The organism is Alginatibacterium sediminis, from assembly GCF_003610775.1.
GTDB classification, from domain to species: Bacteria; Pseudomonadota; Gammaproteobacteria; order Enterobacterales; family Celerinatantimonadaceae; genus Alginatibacterium; species Alginatibacterium sediminis.
Genome location: NZ_RAQO01000005.1, coordinates 374196 through 400402 on the forward strand (window position 1 = coordinate 374196; position 26207 = coordinate 400402).

At 43.2% G+C, this 26207-nt stretch carries 28 protein-coding genes; 22 read left to right on the forward strand and 6 right to left on the reverse strand.

From position 1 onward, the window contains the following. Nucleotides 1–327: 327 nt before the first annotated feature. Nucleotides 328–1125 (reverse strand): PEP-CTERM sorting domain-containing protein, encoded by a 798-nt coding sequence (locus DBZ36_RS10105; RefSeq protein ID WP_120354820.1) that lies wholly within the window; start codon nt 1123–1125, stop codon nt 328–330. Between the two features lie 288 nt (nt 1126–1413). On the opposite strand from DBZ36_RS10105, the gene betI reads away from it, so the two are divergent. The 7 genes from betI (at nt 1414) to DBZ36_RS10140 (ending at nt 9932) form a co-directional block, all read left to right on the forward strand. Then, nucleotides 1414–2010, forward strand: coding sequence for a transcriptional regulator BetI (gene betI, locus DBZ36_RS10110; RefSeq protein WP_120354821.1), 597 nt, complete (start codon nt 1414–1416; stop codon nt 2008–2010). Next, nucleotides 2007–3470 carry a betaine-aldehyde dehydrogenase gene (gene betB, locus DBZ36_RS10115; RefSeq protein ID WP_120354822.1) on the forward strand — a complete coding sequence of 488 codons (1464 nt, stop codon included), beginning with the start codon at nt 2007–2009 and terminating at the stop codon, nt 3468–3470. The genes betI and betB overlap by 4 nt, the downstream gene beginning before the upstream one ends. Then, the gene (betA, locus tag DBZ36_RS10120; RefSeq protein WP_120354823.1) at nt 3467–5155 is read left to right on the forward strand and encodes a choline dehydrogenase; all 1689 of its coding nucleotides are present in this window, start codon (nt 3467–3469) and stop codon (nt 5153–5155) included. Before betB ends, betA begins: the two co-directional genes overlap by 4 nt. Nucleotides 5156–5447: 292 nt before the next feature. Then, nucleotides 5448–7364, forward strand: a complete 1917-nt coding sequence (locus DBZ36_RS10125) for a methyl-accepting chemotaxis protein (protein WP_120354824.1) — start codon at nt 5448–5450, stop codon at nt 7362–7364. A 172-nt stretch (nt 7365–7536) separates the two neighbouring features. After that, nucleotides 7537–8517 carry an acrylyl-CoA reductase (NADPH) gene (gene acuI, locus DBZ36_RS10130; protein ID WP_120354825.1) on the forward strand — a complete coding sequence of 327 codons (981 nt, stop codon included), beginning with the start codon at nt 7537–7539 and terminating at the stop codon, nt 8515–8517. Between the two features lie 175 nt (nt 8518–8692). Further along, nucleotides 8693–9298, forward strand: coding sequence for a hypothetical protein (locus DBZ36_RS10135; RefSeq protein WP_120354826.1), 606 nt, complete (start codon nt 8693–8695; stop codon nt 9296–9298). A 148-nt stretch (nt 9299–9446) separates the two neighbouring features. Beyond that, nucleotides 9447–9932 carry a VOC family protein gene (locus tag DBZ36_RS10140; protein WP_120354827.1) on the forward strand — a complete coding sequence of 162 codons (486 nt, stop codon included), beginning with the start codon at nt 9447–9449 and terminating at the stop codon, nt 9930–9932. Between the two features lie 128 nt (nt 9933–10060). On the opposite strand, the gene DBZ36_RS10145 is transcribed toward DBZ36_RS10140, so the two are convergent. Further along, entirely contained in the window at nt 10061–10687 is a 627-nt protein-coding gene (locus DBZ36_RS10145; RefSeq protein WP_120354977.1) for a 3'-5' exonuclease, read from the reverse strand. A gap of 165 nt (nt 10688–10852) precedes the next feature. On the opposite strand from DBZ36_RS10145, the gene rlmF reads away from it, so the two are divergent. The 6 genes from rlmF (at nt 10853) to DBZ36_RS10175 (ending at nt 15201) form a co-directional block, all read left to right on the forward strand. Beyond that, nucleotides 10853–11833, forward strand: a complete 981-nt coding sequence (gene rlmF, locus DBZ36_RS10150; RefSeq protein ID WP_120354828.1) for a 23S rRNA (adenine(1618)-N(6))-methyltransferase RlmF — start codon at nt 10853–10855, stop codon at nt 11831–11833. 111 nt (nt 11834–11944) lie between these two features. After that, nucleotides 11945–12358, forward strand: a complete 414-nt coding sequence (locus DBZ36_RS10155) for a GFA family protein (protein WP_120354829.1) — start codon at nt 11945–11947, stop codon at nt 12356–12358. A gap of 26 nt (nt 12359–12384) precedes the next feature. Further along, nucleotides 12385–12756: a VOC family protein gene (locus DBZ36_RS10160; protein WP_120354830.1), complete on the forward strand. Its 372-nt coding sequence runs from the start codon at nt 12385–12387 to the stop codon at nt 12754–12756. Nucleotides 12757–12941: 185 nt separating this feature from the next. Next, nucleotides 12942–14270, forward strand: a complete 1329-nt coding sequence (locus tag DBZ36_RS10165; RefSeq protein WP_120354831.1) for a DEAD/DEAH box helicase — start codon at nt 12942–12944, stop codon at nt 14268–14270. 191 nt (nt 14271–14461) lie between these two features. Then, nucleotides 14462–14776, forward strand: a complete 315-nt coding sequence (gene sugE, locus DBZ36_RS10170; protein WP_120354832.1) for a quaternary ammonium compound efflux SMR transporter SugE — start codon at nt 14462–14464, stop codon at nt 14774–14776. Nucleotides 14777–14799: 23 nt separating this feature from the next. Beyond that, nucleotides 14800–15201 carry a DUF1801 domain-containing protein gene (locus DBZ36_RS10175; RefSeq protein WP_120354833.1) on the forward strand — a complete coding sequence of 134 codons (402 nt, stop codon included), beginning with the start codon at nt 14800–14802 and terminating at the stop codon, nt 15199–15201. 16 nt (nt 15202–15217) lie between these two features. On the opposite strand, the gene DBZ36_RS10180 is transcribed toward DBZ36_RS10175, so the two are convergent. Next, on the reverse strand, nt 15218–15766 hold the full coding sequence (locus tag DBZ36_RS10180) for a thioredoxin family protein (protein WP_120354834.1): 549 nt from the start codon (nt 15764–15766) through the stop codon (nt 15218–15220). 217 nt (nt 15767–15983) lie between these two features. Then, a complete protein-coding gene (locus tag DBZ36_RS10185; protein ID WP_158589070.1) occupies nt 15984–17066 on the reverse strand; it encodes an OmpA family protein in 1083 nt (360 codons plus the stop codon). A 220-nt stretch (nt 17067–17286) separates the two neighbouring features. Here DBZ36_RS10185 and DBZ36_RS10190 point away from each other — a divergent pair, with 220 nt between their 5' ends. The 5 genes from DBZ36_RS10190 to DBZ36_RS10210 all read left to right on the forward strand — a co-directional run bounded on the left by DBZ36_RS10190 (nt 17287) and on the right by DBZ36_RS10210 (nt 20741). Further along, entirely contained in the window at nt 17287–18501 is a 1215-nt protein-coding gene (locus DBZ36_RS10190; protein ID WP_120354836.1) for a hypothetical protein, read from the forward strand. A 10-nt stretch (nt 18502–18511) separates the two neighbouring features. Beyond that, a complete protein-coding gene (locus DBZ36_RS10195) occupies nt 18512–19168 on the forward strand; it encodes a GIY-YIG nuclease family protein (protein ID WP_120354837.1) in 657 nt (218 codons plus the stop codon). A 203-nt stretch (nt 19169–19371) separates the two neighbouring features. After that, nucleotides 19372–19698, forward strand: a complete 327-nt coding sequence (locus DBZ36_RS10200) for a cupin domain-containing protein (protein WP_120354838.1) — start codon at nt 19372–19374, stop codon at nt 19696–19698. After that, nucleotides 19688–20344 carry a type 1 glutamine amidotransferase gene (locus tag DBZ36_RS10205; protein WP_120354839.1) on the forward strand — a complete coding sequence of 219 codons (657 nt, stop codon included), beginning with the start codon at nt 19688–19690 and terminating at the stop codon, nt 20342–20344. Before DBZ36_RS10200 ends, DBZ36_RS10205 begins: the two co-directional genes overlap by 11 nt. A gap of 79 nt (nt 20345–20423) precedes the next feature. Beyond that, nucleotides 20424–20741 (forward strand): YciI family protein, encoded by a 318-nt coding sequence (locus tag DBZ36_RS10210; protein ID WP_120354840.1) that lies wholly within the window; start codon nt 20424–20426, stop codon nt 20739–20741. 72 nt (nt 20742–20813) lie between these two features. Here the strand turns inward: DBZ36_RS10210 and DBZ36_RS10215 are convergent, their stop codons facing one another. After that, nucleotides 20814–21941 carry an MFS transporter gene (locus DBZ36_RS10215; protein ID WP_120354841.1) on the reverse strand — a complete coding sequence of 376 codons (1128 nt, stop codon included), beginning with the start codon at nt 21939–21941 and terminating at the stop codon, nt 20814–20816. A 173-nt stretch (nt 21942–22114) separates the two neighbouring features. Between DBZ36_RS10215 and DBZ36_RS10220 the strand changes: the two genes are divergently transcribed. Genes DBZ36_RS10220 through DBZ36_RS10230 form a run of 3 tightly spaced genes read left to right on the forward strand, consistent with a single transcriptional unit; the run spans nt 22115 to nt 24323 of the window. After that, complete coding sequence (locus DBZ36_RS10220) at nt 22115–22957, forward strand: DNA alkylation repair protein (RefSeq protein WP_120354842.1); 843 nt, start codon at nt 22115–22117, stop codon at nt 22955–22957. A gap of 36 nt (nt 22958–22993) precedes the next feature. Then, on the forward strand, nt 22994–23437 hold the full coding sequence (locus DBZ36_RS10225; protein WP_233558121.1) for a GNAT family N-acetyltransferase: 444 nt from the start codon (nt 22994–22996) through the stop codon (nt 23435–23437). Then, the gene (locus tag DBZ36_RS10230) at nt 23427–24323 is read left to right on the forward strand and encodes an EamA family transporter (protein WP_233558122.1); all 897 of its coding nucleotides are present in this window, start codon (nt 23427–23429) and stop codon (nt 24321–24323) included. The genes DBZ36_RS10225 and DBZ36_RS10230 overlap by 11 nt, the downstream gene beginning before the upstream one ends. A 58-nt stretch (nt 24324–24381) precedes the next feature. On the opposite strand, the gene DBZ36_RS10235 is transcribed toward DBZ36_RS10230, so the two are convergent. After that, nucleotides 24382–25191: a class I SAM-dependent methyltransferase gene (locus DBZ36_RS10235; protein ID WP_120354845.1), complete on the reverse strand. Its 810-nt coding sequence runs from the start codon at nt 25189–25191 to the stop codon at nt 24382–24384. 335 nt (nt 25192–25526) lie between these two features. Between DBZ36_RS10235 and DBZ36_RS10240 the strand changes: the two genes are divergently transcribed. Next, nucleotides 25527–26195 carry a YoaK family protein gene (locus tag DBZ36_RS10240; RefSeq protein WP_120354846.1) on the forward strand — a complete coding sequence of 223 codons (669 nt, stop codon included), beginning with the start codon at nt 25527–25529 and terminating at the stop codon, nt 26193–26195. The last annotated feature ends 12 nt before the right edge of the window (nt 26196–26207 follow it).

Here is a 26207-nt window from a genome sequence, read left to right on the forward strand (position 1 = left end):
AAATTATGAAATTGCAGTTTCAGCAATTATGAGATCGTGATGCAATAAATAGGCCTAATTATAAAAAGCATATAAAACAGAAGTTTATGTAAATTTCTTTTGAAAGGATTATTATTTTTGTAAAAATAATTGACACAATTAGTTTTAAGCTGAAATGTAAATTATTGATCTTTGCTTCGTCTCATCTTTTATATGTCGCTCAGTACAGGGAGTATTTAAGTTCCAAACAAAGATCGGTATCAGGGTGTGGGTGAAAATAAAGAAATCAAAAACTTAAAAGCCAAGTTTATAACTTGGCTTTTAAGGTAACTTATGTCGTACGATGAACTACCTACGTAGTTTTTTACGGCTTAATCCGGCAAGAGCGATCACCATCAAAGCCAAGCTTGCTGGCTCAGGAACAGATTGTGCAATTGGCTGAAGAGCTGCTTGTAGCCCACTACCATCACTAAAACTCATGCTTAGGGTATTCCAAGCATCAGCGTAACCGTCTTTTGAACTTGCGTACATAGCTGCTACTACGAAAAAACTTTCGCCTTCTTCTAAATCAAAGCTTAGTGAAGCTGGAACATTAACATCTTGGCCGCTCGAAATGTAAGTGTTGGTAGGATCTCCGACCCGTAATCCACCTCCAAATTCGTAAACCAAGGTGGCGAAGTCGGGATACCACTCTAGCAATGATCCACGCATAATCGCGACGCTTGCGCTCAATGAGTTACTCCCTGAGCCTCCCACAGAGCCGTGCAAATTTAAATTCAGGCCAATGGTTCGGTCACTACCGCTGGTATTGGTATAGTTTTGTACCGAAAAAGCAGTTGCACCGGCGCGTTGTCGATAAGCTGCTGAAGTTTCAACCCTTAGCAAGGGTAAATAGGAGCCATCAACAAAACCGGAAAATGCTTTAGCAGCAGCATAATTGCTTAGTTCGCTTTGAGCCGTGCTTTGGTACTCGCCACCCATGGATTCATAGTAGTCATCACCACTGGTGCAATACGAGGGACAGTTACTAGAGGTTGACGTCGCAGCATAGCTACCTACGCCAGTTATCACACCTGCAACAGCCATATTTGCCGAAAGCGCTAACAAAGTACCAAATGCAAGGGTAATAGATTTATTGATGTTCATTATTGGTGGGATATCCGTATTCACTAAAGAATTGCAACTATTGCAATAATTGTTCCTTTATAAAAATACTAAATAAATACAATATTTTAGTGCAATTTTGTGTTTTGTTGCTTTGAACAAGTGTTAATCAAGTGTAAAAAAATTAGACGTTTTGATTGCTGTTCTTGCACCGAACATAACAATTTTGGAAAGATTGTTGAAATTCAGGCACACCATTAACACTTGACTTGAGTAAACCATGAGAATGACGTAGCCTTTATTTATATTGAACGTTCAATTAATAAAAATATGCCAAAAATTGGAATGGAACCTATACGACGCGACCAACTGATGAGTGCAACCATTGAGTCCATCGCAGAATTTGGGATGCACGCTACAACCATTAGTCGGATTAGCCAGAGGGCAGGCCTATCAAGTGGCATTATTAGCCATTATTTTGGTAGTAAACAGGGCCTAATCAATGCCTCAGTTCGGTATATGCTTGCTCGATTAAAGCAAGAGTTTTTGTCGAAAATTGACGGTCATTGCAGCGCTGAGCAGAGGCTTATGTACATTGTCGAAACTAACTTCTCTGGGCTACAGCATAGTGCTGCGTTTACTAAAACCTGGCTAAGTTTTTGGGCGCAATCGATGCACAATACACAATTACAGCGTCTACAAAAAGTTAATGACCGTCGCCTCATTAGTAATTTGAGCTACGCCTTCGCTTTGCTAATGCCTCGCAAAGATGCGAAACAAGCGGCCTTGCTAAGTGCCGCCATGATCGATGGGCTATGGCTTCGAAGCGTACTCTCACAATCTGGCCCAATAGCTTTTAAACAAAGCGAAGCGCTGGCTAAGACTTATATCAATTCTCTGATCAAACAGTATGGAGACTCAAAGTGACACTACCTATTTACCAAAACTTTATTCATGGGCGCTACTTAGCCAATACTACTGGCGAGCATTTTGAAGTAAAGAATCCTGCGACAGATGAAGTCATTTATCGGGTTGAGATTGCGGATGAATCCATACAACTAGCAGCAATAGAGAGCGCAAAGTTGGGTTTCGATCTTTGGTCATCGATGAGCGCGATTGAACGCAGCCGCATATTATTAAAAGCCGTGGCAATACTACGCGAAAGAAATGATGAACTCGCAACAATAGAAGTTCTCGATACAGGCAAGCCATGGCAAGAAGCGCAATGTGTCGACGTTGAAACTGGGGCCGATGTTATTGAATACTTCGCAGGTCTAGCCCCGACACAGGTTGGTCAACAGCAAACAGTAGGAGCTGACTTTTACTATACTCGTAAAGAACCTTTAGGCATCTGCGCCGGCATTGGGGCATGGAATTACCCCTTACAAATTGCCTGTTGGAAATCGGGTCCAGCCTTGGCTGCTGGTAATGCTCTAATTTTTAAGCCCTCAGAATTAACACCTTTGGGCGCGCTAAAGTTGGCAGAAGTATTTTGCGAAGCTGGTGTTCCGGCCGGTGTGTTTAATGTTGTACAAGGTGCGGCTGAAGTGGGTCAGTGGTTAAGCCATCATCCTGAGATAGCCAAGCTGTCGTTTACCGGCGAAGTAGGAACAGGTAAAAAAGTAGTCGCTAGTAGTGCGGGATCGTTGAAGTCGGTCACTATGGAGCTGGGTGGAAAATCGCCACTATTGGTGTTTGAGGATGCGGACATTGACCAAGCTGTTAGTGCGGCCATGCTCGGTAACTTTTATACCCAGGGTGAAATCTGCACCAATTGTACGCGCGTTTATCTGCACCGTAATATCTACACTGAGTTTACTCAAAAATTGCTTCATCGTATTCAAAACAACATTGTTGCAGGCGATCCTCTCGACCCTAAGGTTAATTTTGGAGCCTTAATTTCTAGAGAACATCAACAGTTGGTGCTCAGCTATATTGACTCAGGCATTGAGCAGGGCGCTAGCTTGCTTTGCGGTGGAAAAGCGATGAGACCCGCATCAGCTGCAAATGGCTATTTTGTTGAACCGACCGTGTTTGTTGATTGCCAAGATGATATGCGCATAGTTCGCGAAGAGATTTTTGGACCAGTGATGAGCATTTTAGTCTTTGACGATGAAAGAGACGTTGTCCAAAGAGCCAATGACACCCATTTAGGTTTAGCCGCTGGGATTTTTACCAAGGATATTCAGCGTGCCCACCGAGTCATCCATAAAATGCAAGCAGGTATTTGTTGGATTAACAGCTATGGAAACTCTCCCGCAGAGATGCCTGTGGGTGGCTACAAACAATCGGGTATAGGCCGAGAAAACGGGATTGAGACACTTGAGCACTACACTCAAACCAAATCAATTTATGTTGGAATGACTAATATAGAGAGTCCGTTTTGAGCCAAAACAATAGTGATAGTTACGATTATATTATCGTAGGGGCTGGTTCTGCAGGTTGCGTACTTGCAAATCGTTTGTCTGAAAACCCAACCCATAAAGTATTGCTTCTTGAGTCTGGTGGCAGCGATAAAAGCATTTTTATTAAAATGCCCACAGCGTTGTCAATTCCAATGAATACGCCTAAGTATGCTTGGCAGTTTCATACGCAAGCTGAACCGTATTTAGATAATCGCGAAATGCATTGTCCTAGGGGCAAGGTTCTTGGCGGCTCTTCATCGATCAATGGCATGGTCTACGTGCGCGGTCATGCCAAAGATTTTGACGAATGGCAGCATTTGGGAGCACAAGGTTGGGACTACCAGGCTTGCTTACCGTACTTCCAACGAGCCGAGACCTATTACCTAGGTAAAAATGAATACCGAGGCGAGCAAGGGCCTCTTGGGGTCAATAACGGCAATCAAATGCAAAACCCCTTATACCAATGTTTTATTGATGCGGGTAAGCAAGCCGGCTATGCCGTAAGTGCAGACTACAATGGCCAACAGCAAGAAGGCTTTGCCGCTATGCACATGACGGTGAAAAATGGCGTTCGCAGCTCGACCAGCCGGGAATATTTAGATCCAGCGATGAAGCGCAAAAACCTAACGGTAATCACCAAAGTTTTGGTTGAACGCGTTGAAATAGAAGACCAGCAAGCGACAGGTGTCCACTATCAACACGCCGGTAAAAGCCGATATGCGATGGCCAATAAGGAAGTGATTTTGAGCGCCGGCGCTATCGGTTCGCCGCACCTACTGCAACTGTCAGGTATTGGGGATAAGGACGTGCTTGAGTCTGCAGGTGTTGAATATAAGCATCATCTACCCGGTGTGGGACAAAATCTGCAAGATCATTTAGAGTTCTATTTTCAATATAAGTGTAAGCAAGCAATAACGCTTAATGGTCGTTTAGGCCTTATATCTAAAGGATTGATAGGAGCACGTTGGCTGCTCAATCGCAGTGGTTTAGGTGCTACCAATCATTTTGAGTCTTGCGCATTCATCCGCTCAAAAGCACAAGTTGAATGGCCCGATATTCAGTATCATTTTTTACCTGCGGCAATTCGCTACGATGGTAAAGAAGCTTTTTCAGGTCACGGTTTTCAGGTGCACGTTGGGCATAACAAACCCAAGAGTCGCGGGCATGTGTTATTACAATCGAGCAATCCTAAAGATGCGCCCAAAATCCAATTTAACTATCTACAACATCCTGATGACATTGAAGGCTTCCGAGCTTGCGTGCGTTTAACTCGAGAAATTATCGAGCAAAGCGCTTTTGATGCTTACAGAGGTGATGAAATTCAACCCGGCAAAGGGGTGCAAAGTGATGAAGAGATAGATGCCTTTGTAAGACAAGCTGCCGAAAGTGCCTATCATCCATCTTGTTCGTGCAAAATGGGTGAAGACGATATGGCGGTCGTTAATTCTCAGACTCAAGTTCGAGGCGTGAGGGCTTTGCGAGTTGTCGACGCTTCGATTTTCCCTAGTATTCCAAATGGTAATTTGAATGCACCAACGATTATGCTCGCCGAGAAAGCGGCTGATATGATTTTGGGACTATCGCCATTAGCGGCGGATCATGCAACCGTTGCGATCGCTAGAGATTGGCAATCAACACAACGAGGTAGCTCTTTTGACATCGCTTAGCGACTCGCGATGCTAAGTACTCAATGTTTACATTTTTAAAGTTCGAAGTGTACTTTTGACGAACACCGCAACCATCTGGTTACGGTGTTCAGGTCTTATAATTGGATAAAAACATCAACAAACAATGAAGGGTGACAACTAAATTGACCGTTCGGTCAAAAAATAAGCGAAATCGAGCAATTTTTATACAAATTTTATACTTCTGCGCTTCCCAAAAACCTAACTTACGTTATGCTTCAACCTATATATCGATAGTTTTCGATCCCCAGTCATTCAAAGAAGAAAGAAAAGCATGTTCAAATTAAGCTCAATGAGTATCAAGCAAAAAGTCGTAACTGGAATTGCATTTGCGGTTTTAGCCTCAACCATTATCGTCGGTTGGATGGCGCATTCTCAAGCGCGCAATTCTCAAACTCAACGATTGATGACAATTGAGCTGCCAATGATGCTTGAACAAATCAATATGGAGATTGATAAAGAGGTTGTTCAATTACTTCAAGCGTCTGAGCAACTGGCGAACAATGAATATGTAAAACAGGCAATCTCTGCCACAAAACTAGATGCTGCTAGTGAAGCTCAATTAGTTAAAGAACTGCAAAACCTTAAAGATCAGTATCAATTAAGTGATGCATCTATAGCCAACAGAAAAACGGCTAATTATTGGAACCAAAAAGGTTTCTTACGTCAGATGTCGCCAGAAAGAGATGGCTGGTTTTTTGCCTTGGTTAATTCCGGCCTAGAAACAACGGTGAGTGTGTATCACTCATCGACAGAAAAAACTAAGATGTTTGCAAATTTTCAGCAAGTGAACGGGATTGCATTGTCGGGCTTGTCAAAAACCCTAGACGATATGATCGCTATGCTTAATGGATTCGAAATTGAAAAAACGGGCTATGTGTTTCTAACCGACTCTGAAGGTGGGGTGCAAATCCATCGCCAAGAATCCCAGCTTAAGAAAAACCTCTCAGATATCTATGATGCAGATGTTGGGCAGCTTTTGAGTAAAAATAGCTTTAACCTAGTTCCAGCTGTAGTTGAAGGTAAAGACGTATTTTTGGCTAGTAATTACGTGCCATCAATGGACTGGTTTGTGGTTGGAGTTGTACCTGTAGACGAGGTATTTGAGGAATTAAACGCAAGTGCCCGAACCATGTTAATCATTACCATTGTTGTTGCTCTCGGCTTTGTGCTTTTAGGGGTTATTTTAGCCAACAGCATCACCAATCCTATTCGACTAATAGCGCATCGTTTTTCCGATTTAGGCAAAGGCGATGGCGACTTGTCACAGCGTATTGAGGTTAAAGGTAATGACGAGATCGCTCAATTGTCACAAGGATTCAACGGATTTATAGAAAAAATCCATGAGTCGATGAAAGAGGTTTCGGCGACTAGCCAGGCTTTACAAATCGCCTCCGAAGGTGTTTCTAATAAAGCCAATATCACCCGTGATAATAGCCATGAGCAACGCGATCAAACCATTCAGGTAGTTGCTGCTATTAATGAGATGGGAGCCACAATTAGTGAAATCGCGTCCAATGCGGCAACAGCAGCAGAAACAGCAAACACAGCCTCAGATAATACTCAGCAAGGCCGGGCAGTGGTCAGCCAAGCTAAAGATGCGATAGGACGCTTAGCCGCAGATATCGAAGGCACCGGTCAGGTGGTGCAGCACTTAGCAAGCACAACTCAAGATATAGGTTCCATACTCGAGGTGATTCGCGGTATATCCGAGCAAACGAACTTGTTAGCACTAAATGCTGCAATTGAGGCTGCTCGTGCTGGAGAGCAAGGTCGCGGTTTTGCCGTGGTTGCTGATGAAGTCCGCAATTTAGCTAGCCGCACCGCCGACTCCACAGAAGAAATCCAGAAGATGATCAATCAACTTCAGGGTGATGCCAAAGATGCAGTTGAGGCCATGGAGAAAGGTAAGTCAGTTACTTTAGAAGGGGTTTCTTCTTCAGATGAGGCGGTTCATGTATTAGAGACCATTTCAGATAGAATCGTTGATATATCGGACCGAAATACACAGGTTGCTACAGCAACCGAAGAACAATCGACAGTGGTGCATACCATTAACCAAAACATTGATGAAATTAATGCAATTAATGAAGTGACAACCACCACCGCCGAGCAGCTAGCCCAAGCAAGTAACGAACTTCGTGATTTGTCTGAGCGACTCGATACCATGGTTGGGAGCTTTAAGCTTTAGTTTAATACCGAAAAAACCTAAACAAAGCGCGTTAAATGACGCGCTTTTTTTGTTTCTAAATGGCGTAATTGTACAAGCCCTTTTTAACTCGAACCTCGTCTAGTCCTAATTTCAATTTGCCGATATCTCGTTATGGCTTATGCTGAGCTTATCCTTGCCGATTGGAATACTCATGTTTAATGCTCTCGTTTTGACTCAAGAAGAAAAAGCCACCTTCGCTGAAGTTCGTCAAATCCAAGAAAGTGATTTGCCTGATGGTGAAGTATTGGTGCGTGTCGCTTGTTCATCGATTAACTATAAGGATGGGCTTGCAGTGACTGGACTAGGTAAAATCATCCGCAATTTTCCGATGGTTCCTGGTATAGATTTCGCAGGAGAGGTACTTGAGTCAAGTGACAAGCGCTATCAAACAGGTGATAAAGTAATTTTGACCGGATGGGGCGTAGGTGAGAACCATTGGGGTGGATTAGCGCAAAAAGCGCGAGTTAAAGCAGATTGGCTAGTACCAATGCCAAGCAGCTGTGATGACCAAAAAGCGATGAAAATCGGTACTGCAGGATTAACCGCGATGCTATGTGTACAGGCGCTGCAAACGGCGGGTCTTAAACCTAGCGACGGTGATGTTTTGGTTACTGGTGCAAGCGGTGGAGTGGGTAGCGTCGCAGTGACTTTATTAACGCAACTTGGCTATAGCGTGGTTGCCAGCTCTGGTCGCGTTGAGCAAAATGGCAGTTATTTGAAGGCGCTAGGTGCCAGTTCGGTAATTGATCGCAGTGAATTGGAAATCGACGCTAGACCGTTAGAAAAACAACGTTGGGCTGGCGTGGTGGATACGGTTGGCAATAAAGTGCTCGCCACTGCCCTTGCCCAAATGCAGTATGGAGGTGCGGCTGCAATCTGTGGTTTAGCTGGAGGATACGCCCTGCCGACAACGGTGATGCCTTTTATTTTACGAGGTGTGAGCATACTTGGGATTGATTCTGTGTCGTGTCCCTATGAGAAGCGTGTTGCAGCTTGGGAGCAAGTATTGGCTTTACTTCCCAATCGTTTTTATCAAGAAGCCTGCGAGAGTATCACGCTTGAACAAGTTGCCGAATATGCACAAAAAATTGTTAAAGGAAAAATAACAGGGCGGGTATTGGTAAGGCTGTAGCGCATTGATGAGCTTTTAACTAAAGTCATCAGCGCTGTCTTTGCTTATTCGCCACTAACTAAACAAATCTCAATAGACGCTTACTACGCTTTGATCAAGCATTCTTATGGGTTAAGCCAAGCGCATGATCATTTAACTTGAATCTAATAGAGCCAAATTATTGTAGGGAAACAATATGTTAGCAATTTTCGAAAAGGTCTTACTTATCGGTTTACTAAGTCTAGTATTCCCCTTAAGTGCTGCACAAGATGCGATAGAAAACAGTACTGAAACAAATAAGCCCCAGATTAACTTGCAGTTGAACCTCGAAGTTGTCGGAATTGACAAAGCAGCGCAGCAAGCAGCTCAAGCCTTAACTAATATTGCAACAAGCATGGAGATGTTGGCAAATGATCCAGAGTTGAGTGTAGAGGAGCAAGCGCAACTTGATAAAACGTTTTTAGCAATTGAGCAATTGAGTACGCAGCTTAATGCAAGCTTGCAGCAGGTGCCAAAAACGCTAGAGCAAAGCGCCAAGCCAATCGTAAGCTTAGCCGATAATCTTTCCCAAAAGATCCAATTGTGGGTGATAATTATTTTGGTCGCTTTAGTTTTAATTATCATTGCTTCAATACTCGCGATCTATTTTGGGGTACTTGCTCCAACTAGCCGGTCGATCATTACCGTTACTAGTCATGTTAACCAGCTTGCCTCTAGTCTTAAAATCACCGCTGAATTGGTAGAGAAAACGACGCAACAAAATCAAGTTTTATTAGAACGTTTAGATGAAGACAAAACTTAGGTATTGATCAAGGCCTTTGCTTGCGTTCATTAAGGTTGTATAACGTAAATTTATCAAATGTATAAGGCTTGATAATTTCCTGTGATTCACATTTGTACCTATACTGAACTCATCAAAGCAAGCAACTAATACGTTAAGTGAGAACAATATGAAAATGAGTCATGTAGGCATTATGGTCGGCGATATGGACAAAGCGGTTGAGTTTTATACTAAAGCTTTAGGTCTTAAAACTGTTATGGGTAAATCTGCAGTCGTTGAAGAGAAAGAATCTGCAATTGGTGCGATGTGTATAGCCGTGTTTGGAGAAGGCTTCAAAGGTTTCAATATTGCACACCTAGTCACAAGCGATGGTGTTGGTTTCGAACTATTCGAAATGATTGACCGTGAAGAAAAACATAATGTCGATTTCACTAAAATTGGGATCTTCCATTATTGTTTGGAAACTGATGATTTTGAGGGTGTGATTAAGCGAGTAGAGCAATACGGCGGTAAAGCCCGAATGGACACTATGCGTTATCATCCTGAAGACGAAAATCGCCCATACAAAATGGTTTATCTAGAAGACCCGTTTGGAAATCTTTTTGAGCTTTATTCTCACTCGTATTCAGAAACATATTCTTCAGAGTACGAATAAACTATTGTTATCAGTACAAAACTTTTGACTATACTAGCCTCCCACAGTGGAGGCTTTTTTGTACCAGAAATTACAACTAGTTTTGTTTTGGTTCGCCGTTTAATAAGCTTATGGTATTTCTAAAGGTATTATGCTGGCAATTGGGAACTGAGAAAACGCGATATATCTTTTTTGGGCGTTCTAGCGAGTCTTTGCATCAATTTGAAACTAGGGTTTTCAATTTGATATGTCAGATTTAGATCTTCGAGCATGGATAACCAAAGTTTGGCTGTCATTTCACTATCGGCTAAGGCTCTGTGAAAAACGCCGTCATGGGCAATGTTTTTGTAATCAATTAGGCTACCTAATTTGTGGTTAGGTGCATTCGGGTATAGTCTTCGTGCAATCAACATTGAGCAAGCAAAAATCCCCGGGTAAGTACGTTGAATTGCATCTAATTCGGCATCTAAAAAGCGTTTGTCAAAAGATGCGTTGTGCGCTACCAAGGGCATGTCACCAATAAAGTCGGCGAACTCATCCATAACCGCTGCGCATTCGTCCTCACCAAGTAACATATGATTACTGATACCGGTGTAGTTCTCGATAAACGAACTGACTCGAAAGCCGGGGTTCATTAAACGTGAAAAAGTATCAGTTATTTGCCCCGATTCAATTTTAACCGCCCCAATCTCAATTGCTCGGTCGCCTTGAGTTGGCGATAAACCGGTGGTTTCGAAGTCGAGAACAATAACATTTGCTGCGCTGTGAAAAGTCAAAATGGCGTCTGTCTGAAAACAAAAGCGTATTGTAATCAGCAGCCAGGGCAGCAGCAATGATTTATAACAGTAAAAAAGCTCAATACTGCTCCTGAAATGCTATTTTTACTGATGCGGCTTTCAAATAGTGATAACGTGCGCGAATCTTCAACAAGGCTTAAGAGAATGACCCACAATAAGCAGCCCCCAAATAATAGTAAAACCCTACTGCATCCACGTAGTCAGCACCTTGAACGCTATGACTTTGAGCGCTTGGTTAGTTTCAATTCAGCGTTACAAGCCTATATAAAGGCGAGCCCGCGTGGCGATCTTACCATTGACTTTGCTCAGCCAAAAGCAGTGCTCGAACTTAATCGAAGTTTGTTGGCTTGTTTTTACGGTGTTGAAAACTGGACTATTAGTGAGAACAATTTGTGCCCCCCGATACCTGGTCGCGCGGATTATCTACATTATTTAGGTGACTTACTCGAGCACAGTTACGGATCCAAAGCCTATCAAAACAAATCAATTCGGGCTTTGGACGTTGGTGTCGGTGCTAATTGTGTTTACCCTTTGTTAGGGGTTGGGCAATATGCTTGGAGTTTTGTTGGTAGCGATATCGACCCCAAATCTTTAGTCCAAGCTCAAGCAAATTTGGATGCGAATCCGAAGTTCTCCAAACTTATAGAGCTCCGATTACAGCGTAAACAACAGCATATATTTAAAAGCATAATCCAAAGTGATGACTATTTTGATATAAGCCTGTGTAATCCTCCTTTTCATGCCAGCGCAGCTGAGGCTAAAGCTGGAAGTGAGCGTAAAAGTAAAAATTTGAGCCAATCTGGCTTAAAACCAACGACTAACTCAAGCGCATTAAATTTTGGTGGACAAAGCAATGAGCTTTGGTGCAAAGGCGGTGAACTAGCCTTTATCCGAACTATGATCACCGAAAGTAGTGACTTCCAAAGTAATGTTCTATGGTTTACCAGTTTGGTATCTAAGCAAGATAACTTAAAGGCGATCACTGAAGCCTTGGTGAAAGCCGGAGTGGTCGAACATCGAATCGTTGATATGGCGCAAGGTAATAAAGTGAGTCGTTTTGTTGCTTGGAGCTTTTTACCTAAAGCTAAGCACCGAGAATGGAAGAGGCTGTTCGGATATTCTTAATGTCAGTTGATTGGAATTTTCAATGATTAACAAAAATTAAACATTGAGGGCTTCTCAATTAGCTTTAATGGTTGTTATAGTCTGACTTCAAACTCAGCAAGGATAGCTAACATGGAATTTCCAATTGAAGCCTCGTGCCAATGTGGGCAAGTTAAATATTCGTTAAAAGCAGCGCCTAAAATGGTCGTTGCCTGTCATTGTCAAGCCTGTCAGAAACTGGCTACTAGCCCATTTAGCATTACCGGCATTGTCGCCAGTGAGGATATTGAGTTTAGTGGCAAGCTAAACGAATGGACTCGTACCGCCGATAGCGGTAATTCCAATACTGCCGCATTCTGTCCAGGATGTGGAAATAGGATTTATCATTATAATCCCCAAGATCTAAGTACAGTGAAATTGAAACTTAAGCCAATGGGCCTTAGCGACGACAGTTTATTCAAACCTACTGCGCACTTTTGGGTTTGCGAAAAGCTGGACTGGGTTGAAATTCCTGATGGCGTCAAACAATTCGATAAACAACCCTAAACAATACTTTCTCGTGGAGCATATGCATGAAAATTTTGCCAAATATTTGTTCGTCGGACTTACAAGCTAGTAAACGATTTTATGTCGAATTGTTAAACTTAGACGTGAAGTTTGAAAGTGATTGGTATGTTCAGTTGTGCTCTGCGGAAAATAGTGAGATCGAATTAGGAATTATCGATCGCTATCATGATCTTGTGCCCTTAGAGTACCAACAACAGCCAACGGGCATGTATCTCACTTTTGTGGTCAACGATGTCAACACGAGCTTTCAACGCGCTCAAGAAATGGGCGTGCCATTGGTGTCAGAGCCACGTAACGAATTCTATGGCCAACGACGTTTTTTATGTAAAGACCCCGACAATTGCTTAGTTGATATTTGTTCTCCTTGGCAACCTTAAGTTAACCCCAGCCATAAAAAGGACAAAGCAGTATCCACTATGGTCTGTATCAGCTGGCTTGCGAGCTGATACCAAGGGTTTTCTTCTCGAATGTGCTATATTAGGCGGTTGCTACGATATTGCACTGTTGGCTTAAGCTTATTTTGAGTTTTTGTGGGCAAATTTCCTAATTTTCGAGACTAACTATGTCATTTTCCAAGCTTGGGCTGTGTAGCTCAATCCTAAAAGCCCTAGACGAACAAGGCTACTCCGAGCCTACTCCTGTGCAGAGCAAAACAATCCCTGTTGTTTTATCGGGAAAAGATGCGGTTGTTAGTGCTCAAACGGGTACCGGTAAAACCGCAAGTTTTGTATTGCCAATACTAGAGCGTTTAAACACTGAGCGAACTCGTCGCTCAAAGCGCATTCGAGCGTTGGTATTGGTACCAACCCGCGAATTGGCGATGCAAGTTGAGAGCAATATCCAAACCTATGCCAAGCATCTTGAACTGCGTTCAATGGTTATGGTCGGAGGCTTAGACTCTGAGCCGCAAAAGCAGGCGTTGATTGACGGCGTTGATATTTTAGTTGCGACACCGGGCCGATTGCTTGATTTGGCACACCAACGGGCTTTGTACTTTGACGAATTAGAATTTTTGGTTCTTGATGAAGCTGACCGTATGCTTGATATGGGCTTTATTGGTGACATCAATAAAATTATTGACCGCCTGCCAAAGATCAGGCAAAACTTGCTGTTTTCAGCAACGCTCTCGAAGGAAGTAAAGTCGCTTGCTAAAACTGCCATTTCAAATCCAGTTGAAATCAGCATTAGTGCGAACAAAAATTCAACGCCAAAAATTTCGCAGTGGTTAGTTGCTGTTGATAAAGAAAAGAAATCAGCGCTAATTAGTCATTTGATTAGTGACTTAAAATGGCCTCAAGCCCTTATTTTTATCCGCACTAAAGCCGGAGCTGCAAAGTTAGTCAGTCAGTTAGAAAAGCGGGGGATTAGTGCCGAGTCGATTCATAGTGGGCGAAGTCAAAGTGTTCGGAGCCGCATCCTAGAAGACTTTAAGTCAGGTAAAATAAGCTTGTTGGTTGCCACCGGCGTTGCGGCGCGAGGGATAGATATAGAAGACTTATCCACGGTGGTCAATTATGACTTACCTGACGACGTTGACGATTACATTCATCGTATTGGCCGCACCGGACGAGCTGGCGCCTCAGGTGAAGCTGTATCGCTAGTCTCACGAGACGATTTTAAACGTCTTTGCGCGGTTGAGAGAAAACTTGGGCAAGAGATTGAGCGCCGCCAAATTCCTGAGTTTATGGTTCTAAAGGATTTACCAGAGTCTGATTTGAACTATTCTAAATCGGCTCATAAACCTAAACATAAACCGCAGAATAACGAAAATTCCAAGACTAAGTTAAAGCCTAAGCCTAAGCTCAAGTCGCAAAGCAAACCAGCTAAGTCGGCCGAAGTTAGTAGTACAGGGCGTGCAGATCCTTGGGCAGGATGGGGCAATAAGCGCTGAACCTCATCTAGATTTTTTGTTGTAGTTGCGGCCAACTTCACCGCTTAAGTAAATTATCTCGGTAAACGTTTATGGTATAACGACGTTGTGACGGTAAGCTAGAGATTAACCACCGTACATTCGAAGTAGGGACGACCTTACCGCTCGTAACCATTAACGAGGACGGCCTCGCTGTTAAGTAAGGTTTTAATATGGCGTGGATAGTGTTGTTTTTTGCTGGCTTGTTTGAAATTGCTTGGGCAATTGGACTTAAATATACCCAAGGGTTTACCCAGTTTTGGCCAAGTGTCGCAACTTTAAGCTGTTTGATCGTAAGTTTTGTGCTCTTAGGTTTATCGATGAATAGTCTACCTGTAGGGACGGCGTATGCTGTTTGGGTTGGCATTGGCACCATTGGTACAGTGATCCTTGGGGTGGTTATGTTTAATGAGCCTGCAAATTTAGTACGTATGCTTAGTTTAAGTTTTATTGTGCTAGGGATTGTTGGTTTAAAAATATCGAGCTAATACCAAGCGGCCAGGGAATGCCCATGAGTCTTTTCGAACAAAAGGTGGCAAATTATCCAGCGACTGCAAAAGCTGCCTTAGAGCAGCTTAAAGCACTTATTTTTGACATATCGCTTACTTATGGACTTGGTGAAGTTAGCGAAAACCTCAAGTGGGGTGAACTCAGTTATGGTACTCCCCATTCCAGCCCGATCCGCATTGATTGGAAACCAAAGTATCCAAATCACATTAGTATTTATTTCAACTGCCAAACTAAACTGGTCGATACTTTTCGCGAACTATATCCCGATGACTTAGAGTTTCATGGCAATCGTGAAATACGGCTAAGTTTAGACAACGCTATAGATACCGCTGTAATTGTCCCTTGTTTGCTAATGGCTCTGAACTACAAAAACCTAAAACACCAACATCTACTCGGCGCTTAAGCGCCAACTACCATTTTTAGTCTCGCCATTTAATTGAACAGCCCATGCTAGCTGTTTGTTGTTTAGGACCACGCCCGGTTTGGGCGACCAGTCGCATTGCGTCAAGCAGTTCAGGACTTCGCTTGCTAGCGTCACCCATTTGAGCATCATCAATTCGGCCTCGATATTGAAGCTGGCCAAGGTGATTTAGACCAAAGAAATCTGGTGTGCAAATAGCACCGTAAGCTTTCCCAACGCTTTGGTCTTCATCTACCAGATATAAAAATGGGAAACTATGCTGGGCGGCAAATATGGCCATATTCTCTGGATTATCAGCACTGTAATCGCGGTAATCATTAGACATAACGGCCACTACATTAATACCTTCATCTATAAGTATGCTGGCGTCCAATGCGAGTCTGTCGGCAATGGCTTTAACATAAGGGCAATGATTGCATATAAATGCGATCACTAAGCCTTTGTCGCCTAAATTGTCGATCATGGTGAACTGATTACCGCTAGGGTCTGAAAGGGTAAAATTGGGTGCTTTCCAGCCAAAATCACAAATGGGGGTGTTGAGAAGCATTGGTTCCCTCCTTACGCTTTGTTTGGTTGCAAGGTAATATTCTAGGGCAAAGCCTGACTTTTGCCTATTAAAGGTACTTCCGAAACTAAAATCTATAGATACCGGCCAAGAAATTGTAAACGCGACCGCTAGAAAAATGAGCAAAAGGTATGGTTTTTTGGAGCTATGCAAAGAGGGTAAAGCTGCCGTTTTTAACGGCAGCTAAAGCTTAACTGCTTTAGAACAAGCTTTTAAGTGCGCTGCCGATTTTACTTACTTTTTCGGCGTTATCTAGAATAACGTCAAGCTCGCTCTCGCTCTTTTCTTGTTTTTCTGAACTGCTCGATGTTGCTGACGTTTTATTTGAACTGTCATTGGCTTGTGGCGCACTACCTATGACTTCTGGATTTAGAGCAACAAGTTCAACGCGGCGGTTTTTAGCCCGACCTTCGGCGTTGTCATTGCTGGCAATCGGTCTTGCTTCACCGCGGCCGAGGCTATCAAGGCGAGAGCTCTCAATGCCATAATCGTTGACTAGTGCTTGTAGTACGGCAGCGGCCCGAGCGTTGCTTAGCTTTTTGTTTTGATCGCCTGAACCCACAGAGTCAGTGTGACCTACAATATCTAATTTAAGATCAGGATAGTCAGATAACAACTCTGCAAGTTCCGATAATTGGGCTTTAGAGTTAGATTTTAAGGTCGATTTACCACTGTCAAAATACAGACCGTAAAGATCAATTTTACCATCCATGACGATACTTGACGCCATTGAAGATAACAAACCGTCATCAAGACTATCCTCTTCAATAATGAACTGGAAGACGTTGGTTCCATTCATATCATTAACGAAAACGAAAAAATATAGATTCCCTTTTTTGGCAACCATATATTGATTTTGTTTGTTGCCGTTGATGTAAAAATCATTGTTGTTTTGAATCAGGTCGTCAAGATTACTTAAATTAGTGTTTGGGCAAGGACGGTCGCAACTATACAAGGTTTGCATCCCCTCACGCTTGGCTAGTTTTTGATAATTACGGAAGGTTTGTAAAGCAGAGTACTTATTCGGAAGCTCGTAGTGAATATAGGTAAGCTTGCCAGCAACAGGCTTTGTTTTGTCAGCTATCCATTGACCATTTTTTTTATAGGGTTTACTTAGAATTAGCTGCATTTCTTCATAGTCGAGCTGGGCATAGTGATCGATAGTTGCGCCAGGCATGCGGCTTATAACAGGATGGTCTTGTCCTTTTTCAGCAAAGGCAGGAGACTGACTGAGCAGTAGAGCAGTCAATACCAGGCCTAGTTTGTTGAGTCCATTCAACATATTATTTTCCTTTGAAAGTAAGTGCTTAGCAATAAAACGGCGAATAATATTAACAGTCAGTCGCAACTTGGCAATCATTATCGTTAACTATTTTCAGAACAACTCGAGTTCATCTCGCGAAAAAACTTGGATTCGGTTTTCTTGTCTGTCGTCAAAGGTTTTTGGGTAATTGCCCAGTTATACTGACCCATCAAATCCAACAAGGATGTTAAAATTGCGAATGCATAAGCTTGTGTTTTGGATACTTTGGGTATCTTTATTATCAATGATGACTGGAGTGAATGCGGCGCTAGTCTACGACTTACAAATTGATCCAAATGATGCCGCTAAAGCAAAAGTAGAACTCGATACACGCAGCTTTGATACTGTGAACTTTGAAGCTGCTCGTAGTATGGGGGACTCTTTTACACCACAGCTTTTTTGTAAACTGAACTCAGAGCAAGTCATTAAGTTGGCATACCAAGAGGAGCAACAATGCGAGTCTGTTTTTTGGTGGCTTAACTTTGAAAGTGTGAGTGAACTTGGTATAGACCTTTCCCAACAACAAGATAGCTTTGATGCGCAGCAAGGTTGGTATTTTTTAAGTGAATGGAATTCTCTACCACGAATCAAGGGCAACTATGAAGTGGAGCTTTGTATTGCAGGCGAACACTGCCAAGTATTACCGACAGTTGATGAAGCCCCGTTATTGATAGTATGGGGACTTGCGGTCAAACATATACAGCTCGCTGAAAACCAAGTGAACATCAGCACTAATCTGGAGTTTCTTTTCGAATCTTCACAACGATGGATACCGCGCCTACAGTCGCAACTTAATTACTTACAACAGGTTTTCGCAGAACAAGAGTCAGCTGATTGGAACTTTGTTTATCTTAGCCGGGAACAAAGCTCCGGATCGGTCTCAGGGCTTGCTGGCAACGAGAGCTTGTTGGTCAATGTTCCCGTGACCAAAGGTGCTATTGCAGATAAAAGTTTCGCGCATTTGCTTAAAATTAGTGCCCATGAAGCTCTCCATTTTATCGTCCAGTATCCCAATAGCCTCTGGGCTAACGAAAGCTTGGCGGAATACTATGCACAAAAGTCCTTGTTCGGCACCGAGTACGAGTTTGACCGGCCCGTGTTCGCTTGGGAGTTGCAATCAAAACAATTCCCTTTCGCTAATATAGGCTTATTAGAGGCAAACCATTTGGTCGCTCAAAAGCATCTTTATCAGTACTATCCTTTATTCTATCTAAAAGGCGCTGCATTTTGGCATGCCTTAGATACATCATTGACCGCTAAGGGATTCCAACTCGATCACTTAGTAACACAGCTGGAATTTGATCAACAAGGCGACTTTGATAGCGCGTCTGCTCTTTTATTTCAAGAACGCTTAGGGAAGGCGAAATGGCAGCAACTTCGTATGAAGTATCTCGATTCTACTATAGGCGAGTGAGAGTGTAGAGATGGCCAACAATAATTTTGAAGTGATATATAGAGTTCGAAACACCTCAAAAACTAGTAAATACGCTAGTTTGCCTGGAGCAAATCTAGCTGCCGCCAAGTTCTTGCTTAAACATGAACATGATAGCAGTGCTCAGGTTAGTATTACGGGTCCTGGCCACTCCTATCAACAGTACAGCAGTATTGATAGTTTAGAACTGAGTGATAAGCAATCTGCATCTCTATATAAAACTAAATTTCCAGCTAAGGCCGAAGCTGTGGTAAATCGTTTGGAGTATCGAGGTGTTCTCGAGTTTGTACTTAGCTACCAAGACCTGCTACAGATTCAACACTCTATGGATTTTAGCTGGCGAGATGCATTGAGTCAGATAAAAGCGGTTTATTTAATATTGGATCTTAGTGATGGTAACCAATATGTGGGGGCCGCTATCGGATCTGGGGGATTATGGCAACGATGGTTAAGCTATACGAGTAATGGCCATGGCGGGAACAAACTATTAGTTGAGCGGCTTGTACGTAATCCTGATGCCTTCATCAATTATCAGTTTACTGTACTCCAAGCATTTGAAATTAACACGCCTGATACTCATGTACTTGAGGCCGAGAGTTTAGTTAAACGCAAACTAGGCTCGCGCAGCTTTGGACTTAATTCAAATTAGACTTGGTTTTGTCTTCTTAAATGGTAGTATTTCGCCGATGAATACTAACTACACCTACCCACTAAGTCTTGGTCAAGGCCGCACCCCTGCGGTTGCACTAATGCTGTTGTTGTTTTCAGCTCTTCCCGAGTTGCAAGCATAGCTAGCCAAACAAAAGCTATACTCCAAAAAATCCAATATTATTTAATTGAGAAAAATCATAAATGGAAGTTATAAATCTATTGGCTATCGGCCAGTCACTTGCTATTGACCGCGATTACGAATTATCGAGCTGCGCTCACTCAACCCAGCTACTACTGCGCTTAGGCGAGGGGCAAACTTACCCCTTGGAGTGTCATGCCAAGGCGATAGAAACCATTACGGTGTTGCAAGGACAATGTATGCTTAGCGCAAATCAACAACAATTTGACCTTGCTGTGGGTGAACAAATAAGTATTCCTGCAGGTCTTGAACACCAGTTTTTAAGTAACAGCGCATGCATCTTGTTGATTCACTTTAGCATGCTTAGCGAGGGACTTAATGACGACTAAATCTTTGACCATCTTGCGTCACAATGAACTTGAACACCCAGGTCGAATTCTCAAGTGGTGTGAACTTCGTGGGATTGAAGTACAAGAAATATATGCCTTTCAAGAGCAAAGCTTTCCGACCCTTAGCGGTAATCAGAAACTACTGCTGCTAGGTGGGCCGAGTAATGTTGGTGATCCAGAGCTTGAGGCTGAGCAAGCATGGTTGCAAGCCTGTTTGACCGAAGGTGTCAGTGTCTTTGGAATTTGTTTAGGGGCTCAACTGCTTGCCTTTGCATTGGGCGCTAACATAACTCGCCTAAAGCGATCTGAGCTCGGCTGGATAAACCTAGAAATGAACCAGCTCAAGCCAGATGATATTCTCAAGCCCTTATCTAAATTGGATCAGGTATTCCTATGGCACGACTATCTATTTGATCAACCTTTAGGTTCAATTTCCTTGGGTTCAAGTAAGGATTGTGTCTGCCAGGGATTTGAAATAGACCGGCATCTGGGGCTACAGTTTCATCCTGAATGGGATCAATCTATGTTAGCAGGCTTTGCAAAACATGAGGGGTGGTCTGCTGCGCTAATTGAACAGCAACCAAATAGACTTGTTGAACTGGAATCGGCATTGTTTCAGTGTTTGGATAAATGGTGGGCTGCATAGTCGTAACTTGAGCCATTGCGCATAAGTGTTAAACTAATGTTAAGCTTAATTGAACGTGATATCACACAGGGAAATTAGAATGCCTAAATTTGCAATTGTTTATACGGGCGGTCAGCCGCCTTCAACGCCTGAAGAAGGTCAGCAGCATATGCAAAAATACCAAGTCTGGATGGCTGGTCTTGGTGAACGCGCCGTTAGTCCAGCGAATCCTTTCAAAGGTACTCAAACCATTGCGCCTGATGGAAGTGCCACAGCGGGTAGCGCCTGTCAGATGTCAGGGTTTACGATTATCGAAGCAGAAGATATGGACCAAGCATTGGCTGACGCAAAAGCCTGTCCGTTTTTAGGTATTGGTGGCAGTTTAGAAGTGTCAGAAATAATGAGCATGCCTTTTTAATTGGATTGAACTTATCGTTGAGATGCGAACCAGCTGTAATATAGCTGGTTTTTTTACGTCTTTTTCGCCCGATTATTTGCGGGCCTTACCCGTTTGCAAGTGGCGTTTTATAAATAGCGGATAGACGGCAAGTAAACTAAGCAGCATTAATAATTGCAGTTCAGTTTCAAGCCAGTTTTCTAAAATAACAGAAGGCCCAATGGCCGCCCCTAAGGTTTGCAGCGCTAAGGCGAAGCGTAAACTTTGGCCGCTGTAGTCAATGCGTGCAAGCGCGCCAATTACGTATGGCAGAACAAAATTCCAATTCAACATAAATAGACATACCGATCCCACGTATTGCCAAGTGTGTTTTGCATCTATCATTAGTTCAATAACGAACATTTGTAAAACGATAGCAATGATTACAATCATGCGTTTGTTTTCAAAATCAGCAAAGTAGTTGGCCAGCAAGGCTCCTACGATTGAGAATAAGGTTCCAGTGGCTAGAATATTGCCTTGGTTTTGAGCGCTAATCCCCAACTTGCTTGCTTCCAAACCAAGTATTGACCAAGTACCCGAATGGCTGACCATCACTAAAAAAATGGCCACCAGACCCACAATAATAAAGCTCCGATTATCTTCACTGACGTCTGATTGTTTGGTATTTGGGCTTGATTGGCGTCGCCGCTCCTGAGTTTGTGGCAGTATTAATAAACCGAAACTTAAAATTGAAAATACTAAAAATATTGCATTCAAACCGAGTACATCAATTAGAGCTGGCAGTCCAAAAAGTAGGGCAGCACCATAGGCCATTTGCGTAGCAATTGCCTTAGCAAAGGCAGCATCAGGATTATTTTGGCGGGCTAAAGACTCAAAGCTGTTTATCGCGATTAGCCCAGCACTGAGCCCTGCGATTAGTCGCAAGGCGGCAAATAAGCTTAAATCATCACACCATGCACTGGCCAGTTGGCTGACGATCAATACCATGATCGTCAGCCTTTCATTGATTTTTATCGAACTGTAACTACTAAGTATAAAACTGAGAATAGTTGCAAAGGCAAATCCGGCAAGTTCTATACTCGCCAGATAACTCAAACTGAGTAGGTCGCGCTCAAATAATCGAGACACTGAGTCAAGATAGCTAGGCAAAATTAAGAACACACTAAATGCGACACTAAGTTTGATACTGGCGGGTAACCATTGCTCGTTCGTTGTGGTCAAATTTTGCCTTAATTACGAAGAAGATTGAGATATAGTGTTACCAAGTTATTGACACTTGCCAAGCCGCGCAAGCGTTAATTGCGCGTTAGATTGAGCTTGTTGGAGTCACTTAGGAATACGCGTATACACAAAATCGATTTAAACTGCACTCTAAAAAGCCAAGGATGGACAGTATGCAGCGCCCTAAAATCCCCAAAGCACCGATGTCGATACAAAAAGGTGTACCGCTTAAAAACGTCATTTCACCTGAGGTGATCAGTTGCATGGCAGTCAACATTGCGGCGGTTTATCCAAGCTTTGATCAACAGCTGTTCAGCCAGCAAGCCAATGATGGCTTGGAGCCATTAACACTGATGCAGCGCGGCGAGCATATTGCAGTCTGCCTATTTCAGTGCTTACCCAAACCTTATGCCGCAGCTTTAGAGGTTCTGCTAGAGTCGCTTGGACCGTTGCCCGATGAAAGTGAGGAACAAGGTTTAGCTGTTTTTTACTACTTGGCTCATAGTAGTTTTATCGCGACCTATGGTTTAGAACCACAGTTTAACGACCAGCAAGATCCCTTCGAGTTATCAATGGCAGCGCAATATACCTTAACCCAGTATTTCAGTGCAGAGTTTTGTATTCGTCCATTTTTGATCCAAGATCCGCAGCGTACTTTAGCCAAACTCGAAGCCTGGTTAGATGACCCCAAGCCCGACATTCGTCGCTTGTGCAGTGAAGGTACGCGTCCTAAGTTACCTTGGGGCAAACGCATCCAAAGTTTTGTCAAAGATCCAAGCCCGATTTTGCCAATTTTGGAGACCTTAAAAGATGACCCTAGCCTATATGTTCGTCGCAGCGTAGCCAATAGCTTAGGTGATATAGGCAAAGATCACCCGCAGCTAGTATTAGACTTGTGCGAGCGCTGGTTGCTGGATGCGGATAAGGAGCGCAAATGGTTGATTCGTCATGCCTTGCGTTATTGGGCGATTAAAGGTGATAGCAAGTTCGTTGAACTGCGTGCACAAGCCAAGTGATAAAGCGATTTTTAGAGTAAGCCTAGGGAGGTTATATTGGACTATCGAATTAGTAGCGATTTAGATCAAATGGATTTTGATTTTATCTATAGCTTTATCAGTCAAAGCTATTGGGCCAAAGGTATGCCACGAGAGCTATGCCAACGAGCCCTGCAGAATTCTTGGTGCTTTGCCTTATTTGATGGCAATCAGCAGCAGCTAGCCTTTGCGCGTTTGATCACTGATCGCGCTACCTTTGCGTATTTGGCTGACGTATTTGTCAGTCCACAGCACCAGGGCAAGGGATTAGGCAAAGCGATTGTGCAACAGATACTTGACCAACCAGAGGTTAAAGGTTTGCGTCGTTTAGTGCTTGCGACGGCTGATGCGCATGGGCTTTATGAAAAACTCGGATTTGAACCCTTATCTAATCCAGAACGCTTTATGCAAATATGGCAACCAAGCGTTTATCAGCAAGGTGAGCACAGCGGTGAAAGCTAAAGATATATGCTTTGCGCTGCTAGTGGTGGTGATTTGGGGGGTTAACTTTTCTGTCATTAAAATGGGTTTGGAACAACTTCCGCCACTGTTGTTTTCAGGACTGCGCTTTGCTGTCGTTGCACTGCCTGCCGTGTTTTTTGTGCCGCGGCCAAAAACCTCATTTTGGAACGTGTTAGCTGTTGGACTGTTTTTAGGCGTGTTCAAATTTGGCTTGTTGTTTGTAGCGATGCAAGAAGATGCTAGTGCCGGTTTGTCATCTCTTATTTTACAAGCGCAGGTCTTTTTCACCATTGCTTTAAGTTATTGGATCTTTAGTGAAAAGCTCAATCGCTGGCAAGTGTTCGGCATCGCGGTCGCGCTGGTGGGTTTTCTGGTATTTGCACTACAGGACTCCGCGCACATCACCCAAAAAGGCCTAGTGCTGATTTTAAGTGCCGCTTTATTTTGGGCGTTTTCAAATCTGATAATGAAGCGCATGCAGGGTGTTAATATTCTACATTTTATGGTTTGGGTAAGCTTAGTGCCTCCCTTGCCGCTGTTTTTACTCTCATATTTCAGTGAAAGTCAGCAGCCCTTGCAGTTATTGTCTCAAAGTAATGTTGCTAGCTGGCTCTCGCTTGGTTATGTGGCCTATATTTCGACTCTGGTGGCTTTTGCATTGTGGGGACAACTGCTCAAGCAATACAGTGCAGCCAGTGTCACTCCATTTGCTTTATTGATTCCTGTGGTTGGTATTGCAAGTTCAGCGCTGTGGCTAGACGAACAGCTTGCGCTTAATGAGATTCTTGGAGCTGGTTTAATTATGCTCGGATTGAGCATTAACGTTTTGTTGCCAGTTTGGATACGTGTTCGAAATGATAAATCAGACCCTAATCGAGTGGATTAGGGTCATCTAAGCTGCGCTATAAATGAAGAAAGCAAACTTGTCAGCTTTATGTCTTGTTTTAGACCCTATCTGAGTTACTTTTTTTAGCTAACATTAAACCATGGTTACTTGAACCTAAAAGCGAAGGCTCGTCGCAGGTCTTCAGATGATAGTTCAACCAGGTTTGATATTGCGCTTGCGTAAAGTTGTTTACACCAAATGAAATATAGCGGCCAAATCCATCGGTGGATACGTGGCGCAGCTTGGTAAAGCCATGTTTGCCAACCAAAGATTCCATTTCAGCGGGGGTGGCAAAATAGCCAACATTAAAGAAACTATCAGCGAGCTTGCTTGGGACTAAGCCTGTCTCAAGCAAGGTACTTAGAACATCAGGTGTAATAAGCTGCGCCGATTGCTGCGCGAACATCCCAGCTACAAAGAAACGAGAAATATAGGCAACAGCTATAATCCCATCTGGTTTTAAGATTCGATGTGCTTCGCGAATTGCCTGGTCACGCTGCATTTGTGTTTGCAAATGATAGAGTGGACCAAGAATCACGCAGACGTCTTGCGAGTTGCTTTCAACAAAGGGGACTGAACAAGCATTACCTTCGTAAATATCCAGTTGTAACCCTTGTTCGTTGGCCTTGCGCTTTAAGATGCTAACTTGTTCAGGAGCAAGCTCAACTGCTGTAGTATCACAACCCATACTGGCAAATTTTAATGAATAGCGCCCTGTAGCTGCGCCTTGTTCAGTAACCTTGGTACCAGCAGCAAGATACTCGCTCAAGACATGCATGGTGGTATCAAATTCCATTTGGGTAATTAATTGCCGGGTTAAACGCCCATCTTCATCAACCCCAGTATATTGATCTATTAGCTCTTGCATTGGTGCTCCCTCGTCCAATTTCAATTAGTAAGGTTAAATTGTTGATTTGATAGTAACCATCAAAATTAGATTTGATGTTGATCCCCGACAAGGGCTAGGTATGAAGTAGCTTGAAAGCGAAAAGTAGCGCTTTATTGGTTGGGTCTCATGTAAATCAATCACTAGAAAACCTTTCAAAAGCTAGTAACCCAAGATTGTGTATGGCCATGCATACACCGAAACCCCAAAACGATTAGACATTAAAATCAAATGATTAGAATTGCGTCATGTCGTTTATTGCTTAGTTTTATCGGCGTATACTTAGGCAAAAAGCGTGGCAATGACCTGGAGAGAATGTGATTTCAAAACTACCGCGCTGGGTTGAATCTGGCGCATTTGTATTAGCCTTTATCGCAGGCTGCGTTAACGCGATAGGTCTACTGGGTTTTAAGCATCAATCAATTTCGCATTTGAGCGGTACGGCCACCTTGGTGGGTACAAGTTTTGTAGGCATGGGGAGCAGTGATACCTGGCACCTGTTGATGATCATGTTGAGTTTTGTTCTTGGTAGTGCCTTGTCTGGGCTGATGCTGGAATCTAGCGGATTAAAGCTGGGGCGGCACTATGATTCATTGTTGCTCATAGAAGGTTTGTTACTTTTAGTTGCCATGCTGTTACTCACAGAGTCCTCATTTTGGGGACACTATCTAGCATCGGCTGCCTGCGGATTGCAAAACGCGATGGCCACCACTTATAGTGGGGCCATTGTTCGCACTACCCATGTTACGGGTCTATTTACAGATATTGGAATTATGCTTGGTCGCTCTCTCAAGGGAGAGCACTTAGATCGCCGGAAAATGACCTTGTTGCTAATCATCATTTTGGGTTTTATTTGTGGTGCTAGTTTAGGAGCTGGCCTATTTACGTCGTTCCAGTTCAATAGTCTTATGGTTCCCGCGAGTATCTGCTTGTTGTTGGCCCTTGGCTATCGTCTGCTTTATCGTCGCCGGTCTAACAAGGCTTAGGTCATTCTAAAA

Coding starts and splice junctions, on each gene's coding strand:
- DBZ36_RS10105 (WP_120354820.1), bottom strand. CDS start 1,125: ATGAACATCAATAAATCTATTACCCTTGCATTTGGTACTTTGTTAGCG.
- betI (WP_120354821.1), top strand. CDS start 1,414: ATGCCAAAAATTGGAATGGAACCTATACGACGCGACCAACTGATGAGT.
- DBZ36_RS10125 (WP_120354824.1), top strand. CDS start 5,448: ATGTTCAAATTAAGCTCAATGAGTATCAAGCAAAAAGTCGTAACTGGA.
- acuI (WP_120354825.1), top strand. CDS start 7,537: ATGTTTAATGCTCTCGTTTTGACTCAAGAAGAAAAAGCCACCTTCGCT.
- DBZ36_RS10135 (WP_120354826.1), top strand. CDS start 8,693: ATGTTAGCAATTTTCGAAAAGGTCTTACTTATCGGTTTACTAAGTCTA.
- DBZ36_RS10140 (WP_120354827.1), top strand. CDS start 9,447: ATGAAAATGAGTCATGTAGGCATTATGGTCGGCGATATGGACAAAGCG.
- rlmF (WP_120354828.1), top strand. CDS start 10,853: ATGACCCACAATAAGCAGCCCCCAAATAATAGTAAAACCCTACTGCAT.
- DBZ36_RS10155 (WP_120354829.1), top strand. CDS start 11,945: ATGGAATTTCCAATTGAAGCCTCGTGCCAATGTGGGCAAGTTAAATAT.
- DBZ36_RS10160 (WP_120354830.1), top strand. CDS start 12,385: ATGAAAATTTTGCCAAATATTTGTTCGTCGGACTTACAAGCTAGTAAA.
- DBZ36_RS10165 (WP_120354831.1), top strand. CDS start 12,942: ATGTCATTTTCCAAGCTTGGGCTGTGTAGCTCAATCCTAAAAGCCCTA.
- sugE (WP_120354832.1), top strand. CDS start 14,462: ATGGCGTGGATAGTGTTGTTTTTTGCTGGCTTGTTTGAAATTGCTTGG.
- DBZ36_RS10175 (WP_120354833.1), top strand. CDS start 14,800: ATGAGTCTTTTCGAACAAAAGGTGGCAAATTATCCAGCGACTGCAAAA.
- DBZ36_RS10180 (WP_120354834.1), bottom strand. CDS start 15,766: ATGCTTCTCAACACCCCCATTTGTGATTTTGGCTGGAAAGCACCCAAT.
- DBZ36_RS10185 (WP_158589070.1), bottom strand. CDS start 17,066: ATGTTGAATGGACTCAACAAACTAGGCCTGGTATTGACTGCTCTACTG.
- DBZ36_RS10190 (WP_120354836.1), top strand. CDS start 17,287: ATGCATAAGCTTGTGTTTTGGATACTTTGGGTATCTTTATTATCAATG.
- DBZ36_RS10195 (WP_120354837.1), top strand. CDS start 18,512: ATGGCCAACAATAATTTTGAAGTGATATATAGAGTTCGAAACACCTCA.
- DBZ36_RS10200 (WP_120354838.1), top strand. CDS start 19,372: ATGGAAGTTATAAATCTATTGGCTATCGGCCAGTCACTTGCTATTGAC.
- DBZ36_RS10205 (WP_120354839.1), top strand. CDS start 19,688: ATGACGACTAAATCTTTGACCATCTTGCGTCACAATGAACTTGAACAC.
- DBZ36_RS10210 (WP_120354840.1), top strand. CDS start 20,424: ATGCCTAAATTTGCAATTGTTTATACGGGCGGTCAGCCGCCTTCAACG.
- DBZ36_RS10220 (WP_120354842.1), top strand. CDS start 22,115: ATGCAGCGCCCTAAAATCCCCAAAGCACCGATGTCGATACAAAAAGGT.
- DBZ36_RS10235 (WP_120354845.1), bottom strand. CDS start 25,191: ATGCAAGAGCTAATAGATCAATATACTGGGGTTGATGAAGATGGGCGT.